Annotated in this window: 19 protein-coding genes and 1 tRNA gene; 17 read left to right on the top strand and 3 right to left on the bottom strand. The window is 58.0% G+C overall.

The genetic code is table 11. The features are described 5' to 3' along the window. Nucleotides 1-3 precede the first annotated feature (3 nt). The 17 genes from RHM60_RS20080 (at nucleotide 4) to hrpT (ending at nucleotide 13,773) form a co-directional block, all read left to right on the top strand. Entirely contained in the window at nucleotides 4-1,728 is a 1,725-nt protein-coding gene (locus RHM60_RS20080) for a tetratricopeptide repeat protein (protein WP_231422459.1), read from the top strand. Nucleotides 1,729-1,732: 4 nt separating this feature from the next. Continuing rightward, a complete protein-coding gene (gene lolB, locus RHM60_RS20075) occupies nucleotides 1,733-2,350 on the top strand; it encodes a lipoprotein insertase outer membrane protein LolB (RefSeq protein WP_231422458.1) in 618 nt (205 codons plus the stop codon). 1 nt (nucleotide 2,351) lies between these two features. Next, nucleotides 2,352-3,200: a 4-(cytidine 5'-diphospho)-2-C-methyl-D-erythritol kinase gene (gene ispE, locus RHM60_RS20070; protein ID WP_231422457.1), complete on the top strand. Its 849-nt coding sequence runs from the start codon at nucleotides 2,352-2,354 to the stop codon at nucleotides 3,198-3,200. Nucleotides 3,201-3,237: 37 nt separating this feature from the next. After that, nucleotides 3,238-3,312: transfer RNA gene (locus RHM60_RS20065), tRNA-Gln, on the top strand. 46 nt (nucleotides 3,313-3,358) lie between these two features. Then, nucleotides 3,359-4,300 (top strand): ribose-phosphate pyrophosphokinase, encoded by a 942-nt coding sequence (locus RHM60_RS20060; RefSeq protein ID WP_003171603.1) that lies wholly within the window; start codon nucleotides 3,359-3,361, stop codon nucleotides 4,298-4,300. A 138-nt stretch (nucleotides 4,301-4,438) separates the two neighbouring features. Then, nucleotides 4,439-5,050, top strand: a complete 612-nt coding sequence (locus RHM60_RS20055; protein WP_004372493.1) for a 50S ribosomal protein L25/general stress protein Ctc — start codon at nucleotides 4,439-4,441, stop codon at nucleotides 5,048-5,050. A gap of 168 nt (nucleotides 5,051-5,218) precedes the next feature. Then, nucleotides 5,219-5,803 carry an aminoacyl-tRNA hydrolase gene (pth, locus tag RHM60_RS20050; RefSeq protein ID WP_003171596.1) on the top strand — a complete coding sequence of 195 codons (585 nt, stop codon included), beginning with the start codon at nucleotides 5,219-5,221 and terminating at the stop codon, nucleotides 5,801-5,803. 21 nt (nucleotides 5,804-5,824) lie between these two features. Further along, a complete protein-coding gene (ychF, locus tag RHM60_RS20045; RefSeq protein WP_322212576.1) occupies nucleotides 5,825-6,925 on the top strand; it encodes a redox-regulated ATPase YchF in 1,101 nt (366 codons plus the stop codon). Nucleotides 6,926-7,180: 255 nt separating this feature from the next. Continuing rightward, on the top strand, nucleotides 7,181-8,095 hold the full coding sequence (locus tag RHM60_RS20040; RefSeq protein ID WP_209988321.1) for a sigma 54-interacting transcriptional regulator: 915 nt from the start codon (nucleotides 7,181-7,183) through the stop codon (nucleotides 8,093-8,095). A 214-nt stretch (nucleotides 8,096-8,309) separates the two neighbouring features. Then, the gene (locus RHM60_RS20035) at nucleotides 8,310-8,465 is read left to right on the top strand and encodes a hypothetical protein (protein ID WP_209988320.1); all 156 of its coding nucleotides are present in this window, start codon (nucleotides 8,310-8,312) and stop codon (nucleotides 8,463-8,465) included. Between the two features lie 86 nt (nucleotides 8,466-8,551). Then, a complete protein-coding gene (locus tag RHM60_RS20030; protein WP_209988317.1) occupies nucleotides 8,552-8,917 on the top strand; it encodes a hypothetical protein in 366 nt (121 codons plus the stop codon). Nucleotides 8,918-8,921: 4 nt separating this feature from the next. Further along, nucleotides 8,922-9,695: a type III secretion system inner membrane ring lipoprotein SctJ gene (gene sctJ, locus RHM60_RS20025; RefSeq protein ID WP_209988314.1), complete on the top strand. Its 774-nt coding sequence runs from the start codon at nucleotides 8,922-8,924 to the stop codon at nucleotides 9,693-9,695. Beyond that, nucleotides 9,688-10,269, top strand: coding sequence for a type III secretion protein (locus RHM60_RS20020; RefSeq protein WP_322212574.1), 582 nt, complete (start codon nucleotides 9,688-9,690; stop codon nucleotides 10,267-10,269). The genes sctJ and RHM60_RS20020 overlap by 8 nt, the downstream gene beginning before the upstream one ends. Next, nucleotides 10,247-10,837: a type III secretion system stator protein SctL gene (gene sctL / locus RHM60_RS20015; RefSeq protein ID WP_231423765.1), complete on the top strand. Its 591-nt coding sequence runs from the start codon at nucleotides 10,247-10,249 to the stop codon at nucleotides 10,835-10,837. The genes RHM60_RS20020 and sctL overlap by 23 nt, the downstream gene beginning before the upstream one ends. A gap of 99 nt (nucleotides 10,838-10,936) precedes the next feature. Then, complete coding sequence (locus RHM60_RS20010; protein ID WP_209988308.1) at nucleotides 10,937-11,170, top strand: hypothetical protein; 234 nt, start codon at nucleotides 10,937-10,939, stop codon at nucleotides 11,168-11,170. A gap of 270 nt (nucleotides 11,171-11,440) precedes the next feature. Beyond that, a complete protein-coding gene (gene sctC, locus RHM60_RS20005) occupies nucleotides 11,441-13,573 on the top strand; it encodes a type III secretion system outer membrane ring subunit SctC (RefSeq protein ID WP_209988304.1) in 2,133 nt (710 codons plus the stop codon). Next, on the top strand, nucleotides 13,570-13,773 hold the full coding sequence (hrpT, locus tag RHM60_RS20000) for an HrpT family type III secretion system protein (RefSeq protein ID WP_209988301.1): 204 nt from the start codon (nucleotides 13,570-13,572) through the stop codon (nucleotides 13,771-13,773). Before sctC ends, hrpT begins: the two co-directional genes overlap by 4 nt. 83 nt (nucleotides 13,774-13,856) lie before the next feature. Here the strand turns inward: hrpT and sctU are convergent, their stop codons facing one another. The 3 genes from sctU to sctS are packed head-to-tail and all read right to left on the bottom strand — an operon-like array spanning nucleotide 13,857 to nucleotide 16,013. Continuing rightward, nucleotides 13,857-14,954, bottom strand: a complete 1,098-nt coding sequence (gene sctU / locus RHM60_RS19995; protein WP_209988298.1) for a type III secretion system export apparatus subunit SctU — start codon at nucleotides 14,952-14,954, stop codon at nucleotides 13,857-13,859. Beyond that, nucleotides 14,951-15,739, bottom strand: a complete 789-nt coding sequence (gene sctT, locus RHM60_RS19990; protein ID WP_209990649.1) for a type III secretion system export apparatus subunit SctT — start codon at nucleotides 15,737-15,739, stop codon at nucleotides 14,951-14,953. The genes sctU and sctT overlap by 4 nt, the downstream gene beginning before the upstream one ends. A 10-nt stretch (nucleotides 15,740-15,749) precedes the next feature. Further along, nucleotides 15,750-16,013 carry a type III secretion system export apparatus subunit SctS gene (sctS, locus tag RHM60_RS19985; protein WP_015371072.1) on the bottom strand — a complete coding sequence of 88 codons (264 nt, stop codon included), beginning with the start codon at nucleotides 16,011-16,013 and terminating at the stop codon, nucleotides 15,750-15,752. Between the last annotated feature and the right edge of the window lie 7 nt (nucleotides 16,014-16,020).

Here is a 16,020-nt window from a genome sequence, read left to right as displayed (position 1 = left end):
TATATGAATAGATCCTCCGCGTTGCTCCTAGCTTTTGTCTTCCTCAGCGGCTGCCAGGCCATGGCACCCGTGTCGCCGGGCGATACGCCGCCGGCAGAAGACACCGCCCCCGCGCCTGAAAAGCCCAAGGTTTATTCCTCGTTCAGTGAGGAAACGGTGTTCAGCCTGCTGAGCGCTGAACTGGCCGGGCAGCGCAATCGCTTCGATATTGCGCTGGATAACTATGTGACTCAGGCCATCAACACCCAGGACCCGGGTATTTCCGAGCGGGCGTTTCGCATCGCCGAGTACCTCGGAGCCGATCAGGCGGCGCTGGACACGTCGCTGATCTGGGCGAAAAACGCGCCGGATGACCTCGAAGCGCAACGGGCCGCGGCTGTCCAGCTGGCGCGCGCCGGGCGCTACGACGATTCCATGGTGTATATGGAAAAAGTCCTGCAGGGCAAGGGCGACACGCACTTCGATTTCCTCGCGCTGTCGGCCGCCGACACCGACCAGGACACGCGCAATGGCCTGATGAAGAGCTTCGACCGCCTGCTGCAAAAGCATCCGAAGAACAGCCAGCTGATTTTTGGCAAGGCCTTGCTGCTGCAACAGGATGATGAAGCCGAAGCCGCCCTCAAGCTGCTGGAACAGAACCCGCCGGAAGACGGCGAAATCGCGCCGATCCTGCTGCGCGCGCGCCTGCTGCAGAACCTCAATCGCGGCAAGGAAGCGATTCCATTGCTGGAAAAAAGCATCAAGCGATACCCGGAAGACAAGCGCCTGCGCCTGACTTACGCGCGCATGCTGGTGGAACAGGACCGCATGGCGGACGCCAAAGTGCAGTTCGCCAACCTCGTCCAGCAATACCCCGACGATGACGAATTGCGTTACTCCCTGGCACTGGTGTGCCTGGAAGCCAAGGCGTGGGAGGAAGCCAAGGGGTATCTGGAAGAACTGATCCAGCGTGAGAGCCACGTTGATTCGGCTCACCTGAACCTTGGCCGCATCGCTGAAGAGCGCAACGACCCGCAGGCCGCCCTGCTCGAATATGCCCAGGTCGGCCCGGGCAATGACTACCTGCCGGCTCAGCTGCGCCAGGCCGATATCCTGATGAGCAACGGTCGTACCGACGAGGCGGAAAAACGCCTGGCGGCGGCGCGCGATGCCGAGCCGGACTACGCCATCCAGCTGTACCTGATCCAGGCCGAGACACTGTCGGCCAACAAGCAGGGCGAACGCGCCTGGAAATTGCTGCAACAAGCCTTGCTGCAATACCCCGACGACCTGAACCTGCTGTATACCCGCGCCATGCAGGCAGAAAAACGCAATGACCTGGCGCAGATGGAAAAAGACCTGCGCCTGATCATCAAGCGCGACCCGGACAATGCCATGGCCCTCAACGCTCTGGGCTACACCCTGTCCGACCGCACCACGCGCTATGCCGAGGCCAAGGCCCTGATCGAGCAGGCCCACAAGCTCAATCCGGAAGACCCGGCCGTGCTCGACAGCCTGGGCTGGGTGAATTACCGCCTGGGCAACCTGGACGAGGCCGAACGCCTGCTGCGCCAGGCGCTGGAGCGTTTTCCCGATCAGGAAGTCGCTGCCCACCTGGGTGAAGTGCTGTGGGCCAATGGCAAGCAGCGCGAAGCCCGGCAAGTCTGGGAAAAATTCCTCAAGGAACAACCCGAAAGCCCTCTTTTGCGCGGCACCATCAAGCGCCTGACCGGATCCGAGACCCTTTAAGCTTATGTTCCTGCGCCACATTGTTGTATTCAGTCTTATCGCCCTGCTCGCCGGTTGCGCGGGCACAGGCAGCCGCGAATCCGTTGAAGGCCAGGGCAACCCGGCGCAATGGCAACAGCACAAGGACCAGCTCGGCAGCATCGACGGCTGGCAGATAGAAGGCAAGGTCGGGGTGCGCGCGCCGAAAGATTCCGGCAGCGGAACCCTGTTCTGGCTGCAACGTCAGGATTACTACGACATTCGCCTGTCCGGTCCGCTGGGCCGCGGCGCGGCACGCCTGACCGGCCGCCCGGGGCAGGTGAGCCTGGAAGTCGCCAACCAGGGCCGCTACGAGGCGACGTCTCCGGAAGCATTGCTGGAGCAGCAGATCGGCTGGAAGTTGCCCGTGTCGCATCTGGTCTGGTGGGTGCGCGGGCTGCCGGCACCCGACAGCAAGAGTCGCCTGAGCCTCAACGGCGACAGCCGTCTGGCCACGCTGGAGCAGGATGGCTGGGAGGTCGAGTATTTGAGTTATGTACAGCAAGGCGGCTACTGGCTGCCCGAACGCATCAAGCTGCATGGCACCGACCTTGACGTCACGCTGGTGATCAAGGACTGGCAACCGCGCAAGCTGGGGCAGTGACGTGAGCGAGCGCCTGACCCTGCCCTCCCCGGCCAAGCTCAACCTGATGCTGCACATTCTGGGTCGCCGTGAAGACGGCTACCACGAGTTGCAGACGCTGTTTCAATTTCTCGACTATGGCGATGAACTCACCTTTGCCCTGCGCGACGACGGCGTGATTCGACTGCACACGGAATTTGAAGGCGTACCTCACGACAGCAATCTGATCGTGAAGGCAGCCCGCAGACTTCAAGCGCAATCCGGCTGCACATTGGGCATCGATATCTGGATCGACAAGATCCTGCCCATGGGCGGCGGTATCGGTGGCGGCAGTTCGAATGCGGCGACCACCCTGCTGGGTCTCAATCACCTGTGGCAACTGGGCTGGGACCAGGATCGCCTGGCAGCCTTGGGCCTGACACTGGGTGCCGACGTTCCGGTTTTCGTGCGCGGGCACGCGGCTTTTGCCGAGGGCGTGGGCGAGAAACTCAGCCCCGAATACCCCGAAGAGCCTTGGTATGTTGTGCTTGTTCCGCAAGTATCTGTAAGTACAGCAGAAATTTTTTCAGATCCGCTGTTGACACGTAACTCTCCTCCCATTAAAGTGCGCCCCGTTCCCAAGGGAAACAGTCGAAATGACTGCTTGCCGGTTGTGGCAAGGCGTTATCCAGAAGTACGTAACGCTTTGAATTTGTTAGGTAAATTTACCGAAGCAAAATTAACCGGCACTGGAAGTTGTGTGTTTGGGGGCTTCCCAAGCAAAGCTGAAGCTGATAAAGTCTCGGCCCTTCTTACAGAGACCCTTACAGGATTTGTAGCAAAGGGAAGCAACGTTTCGATGTTGCATCGCAAGCTGCAAAGTCTGCTCTAAAAGGAATCGAGTACTGGGTACTCGTTGCAACAGATACAGGGGCGTCGCCAAGCGGTAAGGCAGCAGGTTTTGATCCTGCCATGCGTTGGTTCGAATCCAGCCGCCCCTGCCATTTTCCTATACTCATCCAGGTTACCCTCAGCCTCTAGGTACTGCGCGTGTCCAAGATGATGGTCTTTACGGGGAACGCCAACCCCGATCTGGCTCGACGTGTCGTACGTCAGCTGCATATCCCTCTCGGTGACATCTCTGTCGGTAAATTCTCCGACGGCGAAATTACAGCCGAGATCAATGAAAACGTTCGCGGTAAAGACGTCTTCATTATTCAGCCGACCTGCGCTCCGACCAACGATAACCTGATGGAACTCGTCGTGATGGCTGATGCCTTCCGCCGCTCCTCAGCAACTCGAATCACAGCTGTAATCCCTTACTTTGGTTATGCCCGTCAGGATCGCCGTCCGCGCTCCGCACGTGTGGCCATCAGCGCGAAAGTCGTTGCTGACATGCTGACCGTGGTAGGCATCGACCGTGTGCTTACAGTTGACCTGCACGCTGACCAGATCCAGGGGTTCTTCGATATTCCGGTAGATAACATCTACGGCTCCCCCGTTCTGGTGGATGACATCGAAGACCAGCGCTTTGAAAACCTGATGATCGTGTCCCCGGACATTGGCGGCGTCGTGCGTGCACGGGCTGTTGCCAAATCCTTGGGCGTTGATCTCGGGATCATCGACAAACGCCGCGAGAAAGCCAATCACTCTGAAGTGATGCATATCATCGGTGATGTCGAAGGGCGTACCTGTATTCTGGTTGATGACATGGTCGACACCGCCGGCACCCTGTGCCATGCGGCAAAAGCCTTGAAAGAGCACGGTGCGGCCAAAGTCTTCGCCTATTGCACACACCCTGTGCTGTCGGGCCGAGCGATCGAGAACATCGAGAATTCCGTGCTGGACGAACTGGTGGTGACCAACACCATCCCGTTGTCCGCCGCTGCTCAAGCCTGTGCGCGTATCCGTCAACTGGATATCGCACCGGTCGTTGCCGAAGCGGTTCGCCGTATCAGCAACGAAGAATCGATCAGCGCGATGTTCCGTTAAGGCTCAGGCCTTGGCGACATCAACCTGACGAAAAGCGCCCCGCCCCAGCATTCTGTTGGGGCGGGGCTTTTTTGCCCATATCGCCTTTAGCGCTGGTCGCAAACGCTGGGGCGAATGTGGTTAATTTGGAGATACAACATGAACGATTTTACTTTGAATGCTGAACTGCGTTCCGACCTGGGGAAAGGTGCGAGCCGCCGCCTGCGTCGTCTCGCAAGCCTGGTTCCAGCTGTAGTCTACGGTGGCGACAAAGCCCCTGAGTCCATCAGCATGCTGGCCAAAGAAGTTGCCAAACTGCTCGAAAACGATGCTGCCTACAGCCACGTTATCGAACTGAACGTTGGCGGCAAGAAGCAGAACGTTATCATCAAGGCTCTGCAGCGCCACCCGTCCAAGGGTCACGTCCTGCACGCTGACTTCATCCGCGTTGTAGCCGGCCAGAAACTGACCGCTATCGTGCCTGTGCATTTCATCGGTGAAGAAGCTCCGGTCAAGAAAGGCGGCGTTGTATCGCACACCACTACCGAACTGGAAGTGACCTGCCTGCCGAAAGACCTGCCTGAGTTCATCGAAGTCGACCTGTCGGCTGCTGAAATCGGCACCATCATTCACTTGTCCGACCTCAAGGCCCCTAAAGGCGTTGAGTTCGTTGCACTGGCTCACAACGACGACAAGGCTGTTGCCAACGTCCACGCGCCACGTGTTGTAGAAGAAGATGATGCTGCTGAAGGCGAAACCGCTGCAGAGTGATGCACTCTGTAACGTCGGAGCTTGAGGAAACATCGCGGACCGGAACGTAGCGAGAAAGCGGGCGATAACGCGAAGTTTATCTCTGGATAAGTGAGCTCCTGTCGTCCCCTTTCGCCGCACACCTGGCGCGGCGATGTTATCCACAACTCCAAAGGAAGGGCCCCTGTCGTGACTGCCATCAAACTGATCGTTGGCCTGGGAAATCCAGGCGCCGAATACGAACAGACCCGGCATAACGCGGGGGCCCTTTTTGTTGAGCGTATTGCCCACGCCCAAGGCGTAAACCTTGCGGCCGACCGCAAATATTTTGGCCTGACCGGGCGCTTCTCGCACCAGGGTCAGGATGTTCGTCTGCTGATTCCCACCACCTACATGAACCGCAGCGGCCAGGCTGTCGCGGCGCTTGCGGGATTCTTCCGGATCAAACCCGAAGAGATCCTGGTGGCCCATGACGAACTGGACCTGCCACCCGGCGTCGCCAAGCTCAAGCTGGGCGGCGGGCATGGCGGGCACAATGGTCTGCGCGACATCATCGCGCAGTTGGGTAATCAGAATAATTTCTACCGCCTGCGGCTTGGCATTGGCCACCCGGGCGTTGCCAGTATGGTTTCAAATTTCGTCCTGGGTCGTGCGCCACGCGCCGAACAGGAAAAACTCGATGCCAGCATCGACTTTGCCCTCGGCGTGCTGCCGGATATCTTCGCCGGTGAATGGAACCGCGCGATGAAAAACCTGCACAGCCAGAAGGCCTGACTCTTACCGAGGGGAAACACCATGGGATTCAATTGCGGCATCGTCGGCCTGCCCAACGTCGGCAAATCCACCTTGTTCAACGCTTTGACCAAGTCCGGTATTTCGGCGGAGAACTTCCCCTTCTGCACCATCGAACCCAACAGCGGTATCGTACCGATGCCGGACCCGCGCCTGGACGCCCTGGCGGCTATCGTCAACCCCAAGCGCGTCCTGCCGACCACCATGGAGTTCGTCGACATCGCAGGCCTGGTGGCCGGCGCGTCGAAAGGTGAAGGTCTGGGCAACAAGTTTTTGGCCAACATCCGTGAAACCGATGCCATCGCCCACGTGGTCCGCTGCTTTGAAGACGAGAACGTGATTCACGTCTCCAACAGCGTCGACCCGAAACGCGACATCGAGATCATCGACCTGGAGCTGATCTTTGCCGACCTCGACAGCTGCGAGAAGCAACTGCAGAAAGTCGCGCGCAATGCCAAGGGTGGGGACAAGGACGCCGTGGTCCAGAAAGGCCTGCTGGAACAGTTGATCGCACACTTCACCGAAGGCAAGCCGGCACGCAGCCTGATGAAAAAAATGGGCGTCGACGAGAAGGCGGTGATCAAGGGTTTCCACCTGCTGACCACCAAGCCGGTGATGTACATCGCCAACGTCGCCGAAGACGGCTTTGAGAACAACCCGCTGCTCGACGTGGTCAAGGCCATTGCCGACGAAGAAGGCGCCATTGTCGTTCCGGTGTGCAACAAGATCGAAGCAGAAATCGCCGAACTCGATGACGGCGAAGAAAAAGACATGTTCCTCGAGGCCCTGGGCCTGGAAGAGCCCGGCCTGAACCGTGTAATCCGTGCCGGCTACGAAATGCTCAACCTGCAGACCTACTTCACCGCTGGCGTTGAAGAAGTCCGCGCGTGGACCGTCAAGGTTGGCGCTACCGCGCCACAGGCTGCCGGCGTGATCCACACCGACTTCGAAAAAGGCTTTATCCGCGCCGAAGTGATCGCCTACAACGACTTCATTCAGTACAAGGGCGAGGCGGGTACCAAGGAGGCCGGTAAATGGCGCCTGGAAGGCAAGGAATACATCGTCAAAGATGGCGACGTGATGCACTTCCGTTTCAACGTCTAAAGATTGCCTGCGGCGTTGACCGCAAATAAAAAAGCCGATGCACTGCATCGGCTTTTTTGTGGGCGGTTCTTCAGGTAAACGTTTAACGTGTAAGCATCGGGTAAAAATAAAACATCCCCCTATCTAATTTATCCTACATCACTCGCGCAAGTTCCTACTTTAAGACTCACGCGCGGAATCTATAATTTGCACGCCACAGACCAGCAGTTGATGACTGCTTTCTTAATTGCATATAAATAATGGAGCACTCTTTCGATGCCGGACTCCTTTCCTGGGGAAATTGAAAACGATTTTTCATTCCTGGAAGGCTCAGACATTGAAAGCACGCTTCATCGTACTGCGCCACTCAATATAGATATCCTGTTACTCGGAGAAACCGGCACAGGCAAAGACACGCTGGCGCAACGAGTGCATTACTTGTCGGGGCGACGAGGTAACTTCGTTGCCGTGAACTGTGCGGCCATTCCCGAAAGTCTCGCAGAAAGCCAACTGTTTGGAGTCAACAGCGGTGCCTTCACCGGGGCGATGCAGTCCCGGGCCGGCTTTGTAGAGGCCGCCCATCTGGGCACTCTTTACCTCGATGAGATCGACAGCATGCCTTTGAGCCTGCAGGCCAAACTGCTGCGTGTGCTGGAGTCGCGCGGTGTGGAACGCCTGGGCTCGACGCGCTTCATCCCCGTGGACATGCGAGTCATCGCCTCGGCCCAGAGTTCGCTGCACGAGATGGTCGAACAGGGCACTTTCAGGCGTGACCTGTTCTTTCGCCTGAATGTCGTCAATATTCAGCTTCCGGCCCTGCGGGACAAGCGAGAAAGGATCGTCCCGTTATTCCTGCAGATGGTCCAGCAAGAAGCCGAGCTTTTCGAATGCGCTGCTCCGACACCTACCGCCGAGCTGTTGCAACAGCTGTTGTGCCAAGGCTGGTTGGGCAATATCCGTGAACTACGCTCGACGGCCAAGCGATTCGTACTGGGCCTGCCACCGCTCTCGCTGCCCCTGAGCAAGCCGCAAGGCCATGAAATGAGCCTGAAAGCGCGTCTGCAGGAAATCGAAAAAGCACTGATCGAAGAGTCATTGCTGCGCAACGACCGCTGCGTGGATCGCGTGGCCATTGAGATGGGCATTGCCAAGCGCACGCTCTACCACCGGATGAAACAACTCGCTATCTAAATCAGCGTAAGGAATTTCCCTTCTCGCGGTAATTTTTAGTTTTCCAATCGTAATCCATTACGCCGAAATAATTTTAGACGCATCACCTCCGAGACAAATTGGAACGCTTCACTTCTTTCCCACCACGAATGAAATGAGCACTTAAAAAATCGCTCAAAAAAAATGAGATAGTGAAAAAAACTATCAGACTTTATTACTATTCAAGAGGTGAACTATGTCTGTAGGTGGCCTGGGTACAAGCCCACAAGATGTCGCAGCAAAAGGCATCGAAGAGCAAAAGAAATGGGAAGCAGTGAAGAAGGCGAAAGAAGGCGCCGAGAATGAAAAATTCTCTGCCGCGATAACCAATATCAAATCTATTCGTTTTTAAGCGGTGCGGTCCTCTCAACTCAACCGTTGAGGGGACTTTCCTCCCCATTGTGCTTGCCGCACTCGACACCCACAAGAGAGAAACGAATGTTCATCACCCCCTCAGCGTTTACAACAAGCGAAAAAATCACCACTCGCTCGGACACGCCTGCTCTGAACGATCGTGCGTCTGACATTAATTTTTTTCTCTCTGAAATACACCAGACCGACAAAATCGATAAACGAACCGTGCACGCCGTCGCCTCTTCCGACTCCACGTGGGCCGCTACGGGGTCGACGACGATAGCGAGACAACTGTCCAAAGGGTTTCGTGACGCAAGCCAGAACAAGCAGACAACGGACGCGAGCAAGTTTCCCCAACTTCTTGCCGAGTCGCAGGTAAACGTGATGTCCCAGATCAAGGTCGTTGGCGCCATCGCAAAAGCCTGCGACAAAATTTCAAGCATGGGGTAGAGGTATGTTCCGCCGTCTAAGCACCCTGTTATTTCTTTCATTGGCGCTGATGCTGACGGGCTGCGGTGAAAGCGTCGAACTTCATCGCAATATTTCCGAACAGGAGGCCAATGAAATCATTGCTGAACTGGCGGATAAACAAATCCGGGCTCAAAAGATTCAGGGAAAAGACGGCGTCGCCGTTCGTGTCAAAGCAAGTGACATCAATCGCGCGGTTCGGACACTGGACGCTGTGGGACTTCCCAAGGTGGCACGCTCGACCTTGGGGCAGATCTTTCGCAAGGAAGGCGTCATCTCTACCCCACTGGAAGAACGCGCACGCTACATCTATGCGCTGTCTCAGGAGCTGGAGGCGACCTTGTCGAACATCGACGGTGTAGTCGTCGCACGGGTGCATGTGGTGTTGCCTGAACGCATAGCGCCAGGCGAGCCCGTACAACCGGCATCCGCCTCAGTATTCATCAAGCACGACCCTCGGCTGGACCCTGACAACATCAATGCGCGCGTGCGCAGGATGGTGGCCAGCAGCCTCCCCGGCATGGCCTCAGCGATAGACAATACGGTAAAACTTACCGTCGTTTTCGTACCGGCCACGGCTTACAAGGAAACACAACAACTCGCCTACCTCGGCCCTTTCCTGCTACCCGAGCACGATCTCGCATTCTGGCGTATAAGCCTGTTCATGCCGCTGGTCGTCCTCGTGTCGGGCGGTGTCGCCTGGTTGCTGTGGCGACGAAAGACAAGGTACGACCCTGCGATAACACGCACTCATGAGTGACGATCTCAATTGGGTCAGGTGGTGGGCCTTCCCGTGGCAGCAAGCCCACATCGACTGGCTCACGCAAACCGGTTTTGTGGACACAGCAGCGCTTTCACGCAGCCACCATGGTCGGGTGAGCAGGATGTTCGATATCCAACCCGAGCTTCCTCCACCCATGAGTCCGGCCCTGCTGCAACTGGCGCAAATCGACGCGCAATCACGAGATCTCATACTCCTACTCGTCAATGAGGTCTACAACGCACCTCACCACAGTCGGCTCAATCAGGAACAGCTGCTTTGGTGCCAGCGCCTGGCCAAGGCACTGCCGCCTGACCCGACACCGGCAACCATCGACGACCCGCTGCACTACCTGCGGGCGTGGGTCTCACCGCCGGTGTGGCAGCGGCTGCGCCTGAGCTTTGCCTGTCAGAGGGTGCTTGAGCTGGAGCAATACCCAAAGCTTGAGGACACTCAAGGCCGGCTGGGTATTTTATGGCAAGCCGCCATTTGGCGTGCGACCTCGACCCCCACCGTTGATGCGCTACACGTCCCCCCGGAGAACGCCAAGCATGTTTTGCGCCCGCAAGATTGAGCTGCACACCCGCCCCGACGACCTGCCGACAGCGCTGATATCCAGGGAAATGCTCGTCGAACATACCCACGCCCGTCAGATGCTTGAACAGGCCGAAGCTCAGGCACAGGCGCTCATAAATCAGGCCCAAGCCAAGTGCCAACAGCTGCTGGACAACGCCAGCAGTGAGTTCTGGCAACGCGCCAATGCCCAACTTCATCGTTGGGAGTCAGAACGCCTGGCAATGGCCGAGAATCTTGAGCGCGTTGCCACCTCAGTCATCAATACGGCCATTAGAAGCTTGCTCGATGAGGCCCCACCTGCCCAACGCATCAGTGCACTGCTCGATAAATTACTGGCAGCCGGATTGCCGCCGGTCGAGGCCAACTTGCTGTGCAATCCGCAGGACCGCGAATCCGTCGAGCTCTGGCTCATCCAACACTGTGATGTGCCCTGGACGCTTCGGGTTGAAGCCGGGCTTGCCGCCCAGTCGCTGATTGTTGAAACAGACGATGGCGGGTATCACATCAACTGGACGGATGCCGTGGACAGCCTGGTGCCGATCCCGCCCCAGGGCCAAATCAAATGAACACTCTGTTCTGCTTTTTTGTTAACAAATTAATCCGCCGAAGGAACTGGACACCTATCAGTTGCCACACAGGAGTAGACCCCCACCGGAGTTAAAGCAATGAATAATGACGCCCGCATACTTGATAGCCTCTACCGCCAGCGGAGCCGCTCCGATAAGGCTTTTGGACAGATCGACGAGGATATTTCCGCTGGAGGTGACGACGAGGAACTCTCAAGAGTCTTCGACCAGCTTATGCAGGAGAAGATCGTCGTTGCCAATAGCTACGCCGTGACCTCGGTCTATGTCAATTACAAACACGAAACCCTGAAAAACGCCATCAACGTCGCCTAGTGACTGGCAGCAACGTCACGGGAGCCTCCAGGGCAGTTCAGCCCGGGCCCCCCGCACGGCGCGTCGGGCTTTTCGCCGGGCGCCGGTCACCTCTGCTTGCTGCAATCCCTGCTACGCGATTGCAGTCAGCTGCAGCGGTTGAACCCCCTTTAATCGCAATGCAACCCAGACGAGACCTGGCGCAGCGTAACGGCGCGCCTGACGAAGGCCGGGTGCGAATCAACGCTCACTTCATCAAGTGCGCTCGCGCACTGAAACAGAGACCCTGTCATGCATAGCAAGACCCACAAGCACACCCGCTTGCGTTTAAATTCGCCCGCACACCAGGCTAAGCGCACTCAATGGCGCCTCCTGCTCGCGCTGCCCTTTTTATTGGCACCGCTTCACAGCGCCGTCGCCGCTATTCCCTCCGACTGGAAAAACACCGCTTACGCCTACGAGGCCGAACATAAGCCCCTGCGGGATGTGCTGGAAGATTTCGCTCAGACATTTGGCACACAGTTGCAGATCGATGGCCTACTGGACGGCATCGTAAATGGCAAGATACGCGCCAATACCCCGCAGTCATTACTCGACAGACTGGGGGTGGAACACCGCTTCCAGTGGTACCTCTACAACAACACGCTTTATATCAGCACGCTGGACCTGCAAGAGTCCGCACGCCTTGAAGTCTCCGCCGAAACCGTCGCCGACCTCAAGCGAGCCCTGACCGATATCGGCCTGCTCGACAGCCGTTTCGGCTGGGGCGAACTGCCCGATGATGGCGTGGTGCTGGTCTCCGGTCCCAAGCGTTACATCGACCAGATCAAGCAATTCAGTAGCCAGCGTAAATCAGCCGACGAAAAACAGAGCGTGCTCAGCTATCCGCTGAAATTCGCCAACGCAGGAGATCGCCAGATAGATTATCGCGGCGAGAAAATATCCATTCCTGGCGTCGCCAGCATGCTGCGCGGGTTGTTGGAGCCTCGGTCGCCTTCCACACTGTCGACGATGAGTCCACGGTCCTCTTCATCCAAGCCGTCGCCCATCACGCCGAGTTATCCAAGGTTGAACAATCCGATGCTGGGGCAGATGCTCGGCCAGACAGCGAACGGCGGGCCGTTGGAGACCGGCGCAACGCTTACCCCGCGAGCCCCCGTGTCGTCCGGCCGAATCCGCGTCGAAGCCGATGTGCGTAACAACGCCGTGCTGATCTATGACCTGCCGGAGCGGCAAGCGATGTACCGCGAGCTGATTTCCCAGCTCGACGTCGCGCGAAAAATGGTGGAAATCGACGCCATCATCCTGGACATAGAACGCAGTCAATTGCGCGAATTCGGGGTCAACTGGGGCAACAGTCGTTTCAGCAGCGACATGAGGCTGGCACCGGGAAGTTCATCGCAGCTGTCGATCGAAAACCGTGACCGTTTCTTTGCCAAAATACGGGCGCTGGAGCAACGCGGCCTGGCAACCATGGTCTCCAACCCCTCGGTCCTCACCCTGGAAAACCAGCCTTCGGTGATTGACTTCAATCGCACCCAGTACCTGACAGCAGGCACCGAGGTCGCGACTATACTGCCCATTACTGTGGGCACCAGCCTGCAAGTGGTGCCGAGGGTGATTACCACCCGCGGCACTCATCAGGTTCACCTGCTGGTGGACATCGAGGACGGCAACTTCGACGAGTCGGACCCCAATCGCCTGGGCCCCGATGTGCGCCGGGGCAATGTCAGCACGCAGGCGGTGATGGCGGAAAAACGCTCGCTGGTGGTCGGTGGATTCCATGTCACCGAAAGCACCGACAGGCGCAACAAGATCCCTTTGCTGGGGGATATACCGCTACTGGGCAAGGTGTTGTTCTCCTCCAGCGAACGCAAGAACAATCGTCGCGAACGCCTGTTCATCCTGACCCCGCGCGTGATCGGTGATCAGGCCGATCCCTCACGTTACCTGCCGCAGGACGACCAGGCCGAACTGCAGGCAGCCCTCAAGCCGCTGGCCAGGCGTTATGCCGAACACGCGCCCGTCATCAACCGCAGTGACATCACCAGCACGCTGGCGAATTTGGTGACCGGGCGAGTGCCCCTGGCCTTCAAGCCGGCCCCAATGCCCCTGGGCCTGGACACCTTGTGCAGCACCCGCGACTTACTGGCCATGAATACCGAACGCAGCCAGTGGTACGCCGGCCCGCAGTTCAATGTGGCCGTGGTCGTGCTGCGCAACCAGCTCAAGCGCAATGTGCGTATCGACGAAAAGGAATGCAGCACCTCGCAAACCCTGGCCGTGACCGTGTGGCCGCGAGCCTGGCTCAAACCAGGTGAAGAAGCCGAGGTATTCATTGCCATGCGCCCGGTGGTTAAAGATGAACACCTCAGCGTGCCGCGCCCCTCCTTGCTCACTCCAGCTAAAAAGGCCACGCCATGAAACACCGCTTGTTGTGCGTCACTCTGATCAGCGCTGTGCTGCTCATCACCGGCTGCAGCCCCACGTGTAAAGGCGACTCCTGCTCGCGTCCGCAATCGACCAAAGACACGCTGGTGATCTGGTGGCCACCGCAGATGCGCGTCGAGCCCGGCCCGTCCGGCGAACGCGCGGACTACCAGACGATCTCGCTGGAACGATAAGCTCAGTGATCAACGCCCGGTGTTACCGGGCGTCTGATCTGCAGATGGATAAGAGCGTCGCCTGACGGCGCGCAAGGCGCTGATCAGCGCAACTCCAGCGCCGGCAACTCCAGGGTTTCGCGCTTGGCGTCATCGTCAAGCTCGCGCAAGGTGCGGTAGATCAAGGCCACCGCCTGCAAGGTCTCGCGGGGAATACCAGCGCCCAGTTTGTGTGTATAGAGTGTACGGGCCAGCCAGACACACTGGATCACCGGCACCTCGGCCGCCTTCGCCTGGCGGATCAACTCGCGGGCCTCGTCGTCCGTCCCCTTGTTGACCAGCACCGGCAGCGGCGTTTTGCCAGGGCGGTAATACAGGGCCACAGCAAAGTGCGTCGGGTTGACCACAAGCATGTCGGACTCCTCGAGCTTGGGCAGCTTGACCTTCGGTTCCTCCTGGGCCAACTGCTGTGCCAACGCGCGGCGCTTGCCCTTTACATGCGGATCGCCTTCCATGTCCTTGTACTCCTTGACGACCTCGACCTGGGTCATGCGCATGCGTTTGGCGAAAAAGTGCTTTTGCAGAACCAGGTCAATGAGTGCCAGCACCAGCAGCAGCGCCAGGCAGGCGTGCAGCAAGTAGCGGAACAGCACGATCAACGCCAGGATGTAGGTTTGCAGGTCACTGTTGGCCAGGTTGATCAGCGCACCCAATGAAGGTCTGATCACCAGATACACAACCAAGCCCAGCAGCAGCGCCTTGGCGATGCTCATCAACAGATTCATGACCGATTGAGCAGAGAACATCTGCTTGAGCTGCTTGAGCGGGTTGACGCGGTTGAAGTCGAGCTTCAACGTCTCCGGCGCGAACAACAATCCGAACTGCATCCAGCTGCTGATCAGCTTCATGAGAATGGCCGTCGCGACCATCAGCAGGGCGAACGAGAAAAACACCGTCAGCCCCTCGAACAGCACTTCCTCCAGCGCCCGCGTGAAAGGCTGGGCCATGCTCGACATGGGCAAACTGATCAGTTGCTGGAAGCGTTGCAAACTGGCTTCGGCAGTGAACAACGCAATCTCGCTGATGGCAGCCAACGCCATCAGCTTGCCGATGTCCTGACTCTGGGAAACCTGGCCTTTCTTGCGCTGATCGCGCAGTTTTTTGGCTGACGCGGGGTGTTTCTTTTCACCTGAGTCGCTCATGGCGTCGAGACCTGGAACATCAGCCCGAGTGAATGCTTGAGATCGCTCAACAGGTTAAGGCGCCCGACCATCAAGTCCTGCAGCAACGCAAAGTACAGCAACAAAATGCCAATGCCTGCGAGGCACTTTACCGGTGGCGCCAGCGTGCTCACCTGCAGTTGCTGACTGTAAACCCCGAGCAGCGCAATGCCGAATTCCATAAACAACAGCACCGCAATAAAAGGCGCGGCGTAGAGCATCATGTGGGTAAAGGTATCGCCGAGTATCCCCAGGAACACGCCGAATCCGTTGACTGCCGGCAGCGGTATCCAGGCGGTGGCCGGCCAGATCCGATAGCTGTCCCAAATCACTTGCATGAGGACACTCAGCCCCAGCACAGCGATCAGCAGGTAGATCACCAGTTGCTTGAACAAATGCCCGACGGGCGTTGCGTCCGGCCCCAGCGAAGGGTTGAGCTGACCACCGGCCAGGGCGCCGCGCTGGTTGTCCAGCAGGGCACCGACCGACTCGAACATCCAGAAGGGCATCGCCAACAGGACACCCAGCAAAATACCCAGGGCCGCCTCTTTGCCTATCAGCCCGATGATCATCAGCGCCGAGTAGTCCTGGCCCGCGAGTACGGCATGGATACCCGGCGCCGGAATGAAGGCCATGACCATCACGACGGCGTGACGGGGCAAGCCGCGTATGTGCTGGAAACAGAACGCCGGCACCAGAATGGCACAGGGATAGATACGCGCCATGCCAATCAACAGGCTCGTCAGTAAATCGAGATAAAGCACCACGGACATGCCCTCAGTTCAATGCCGAGCGAGCGATCATGTCGAACATCAGGTTGATCAGTTGAATCAACTCCACGCCGATCCAGCGTCCCGTCAATATCAGTGTGATACCCACCGCAACCAGCTTGATGCCAAAGGGCAGGGTCTGATCCTGGATCTGCATCAGCGCCTGAACCAGCGACGTCAATACGCCGACCACCACTGCCACGATCAGTGGCGGTGCCGTCAACACCACGACCAGCAGCATGCCCTGCTTGAACAGCACGATCGGTTCCATAGGGTAC

Origin of the sequence: Pseudomonas sp. MH9.3, assembly GCF_034354675.1 — a bacterium.
In the GTDB taxonomy this organism is placed as follows: Bacteria; Pseudomonadota; Gammaproteobacteria; order Pseudomonadales; family Pseudomonadaceae; genus Aquipseudomonas.
This window is presented reverse-complemented; position numbering and strand designations above follow the sequence as displayed.

Bases quoted from the DNA above. Each gene is read 5' to 3' on its own strand.
- lolB (WP_231422458.1), top strand. From the start codon at position 1,733: ATGTTCCTGCGCCACATTGTTGTATTCAGTCTTATCGCCCTGCTCGCC.
- RHM60_RS20080 (WP_231422459.1), top strand. From the start codon at position 4: ATGAATAGATCCTCCGCGTTGCTCCTAGCTTTTGTCTTCCTCAGCGGC.
- RHM60_RS20055 (WP_004372493.1), top strand. From the start codon at position 4,439: ATGAACGATTTTACTTTGAATGCTGAACTGCGTTCCGACCTGGGGAAA.
- hrpT (WP_209988301.1), top strand. From the start codon at position 13,570: ATGAAACACCGCTTGTTGTGCGTCACTCTGATCAGCGCTGTGCTGCTC.
- ychF (WP_322212576.1), top strand. From the start codon at position 5,825: ATGGGATTCAATTGCGGCATCGTCGGCCTGCCCAACGTCGGCAAATCC.
- sctU (WP_209988298.1), bottom strand. From the start codon at position 14,954: ATGAGCGACTCAGGTGAAAAGAAACACCCCGCGTCAGCCAAAAAACTG.
- RHM60_RS20040 (WP_209988321.1), top strand. From the start codon at position 7,181: ATGCCGGACTCCTTTCCTGGGGAAATTGAAAACGATTTTTCATTCCTG.
- sctS (WP_015371072.1), bottom strand. From the start codon at position 16,013: ATGGAACCGATCGTGCTGTTCAAGCAGGGCATGCTGCTGGTCGTGGTG.
- RHM60_RS20010 (WP_209988308.1), top strand. From the start codon at position 10,937: ATGAATAATGACGCCCGCATACTTGATAGCCTCTACCGCCAGCGGAGC.
- RHM60_RS20035 (WP_209988320.1), top strand. From the start codon at position 8,310: ATGTCTGTAGGTGGCCTGGGTACAAGCCCACAAGATGTCGCAGCAAAA.
- sctL (WP_231423765.1), top strand. From the start codon at position 10,247: ATGTTTTGCGCCCGCAAGATTGAGCTGCACACCCGCCCCGACGACCTG.
- sctC (WP_209988304.1), top strand. From the start codon at position 11,441: ATGCATAGCAAGACCCACAAGCACACCCGCTTGCGTTTAAATTCGCCC.
- sctJ (WP_209988314.1), top strand. From the start codon at position 8,922: ATGTTCCGCCGTCTAAGCACCCTGTTATTTCTTTCATTGGCGCTGATG.
- RHM60_RS20020 (WP_322212574.1), top strand. From the start codon at position 9,688: ATGAGTGACGATCTCAATTGGGTCAGGTGGTGGGCCTTCCCGTGGCAG.
- RHM60_RS20030 (WP_209988317.1), top strand. From the start codon at position 8,552: ATGTTCATCACCCCCTCAGCGTTTACAACAAGCGAAAAAATCACCACT.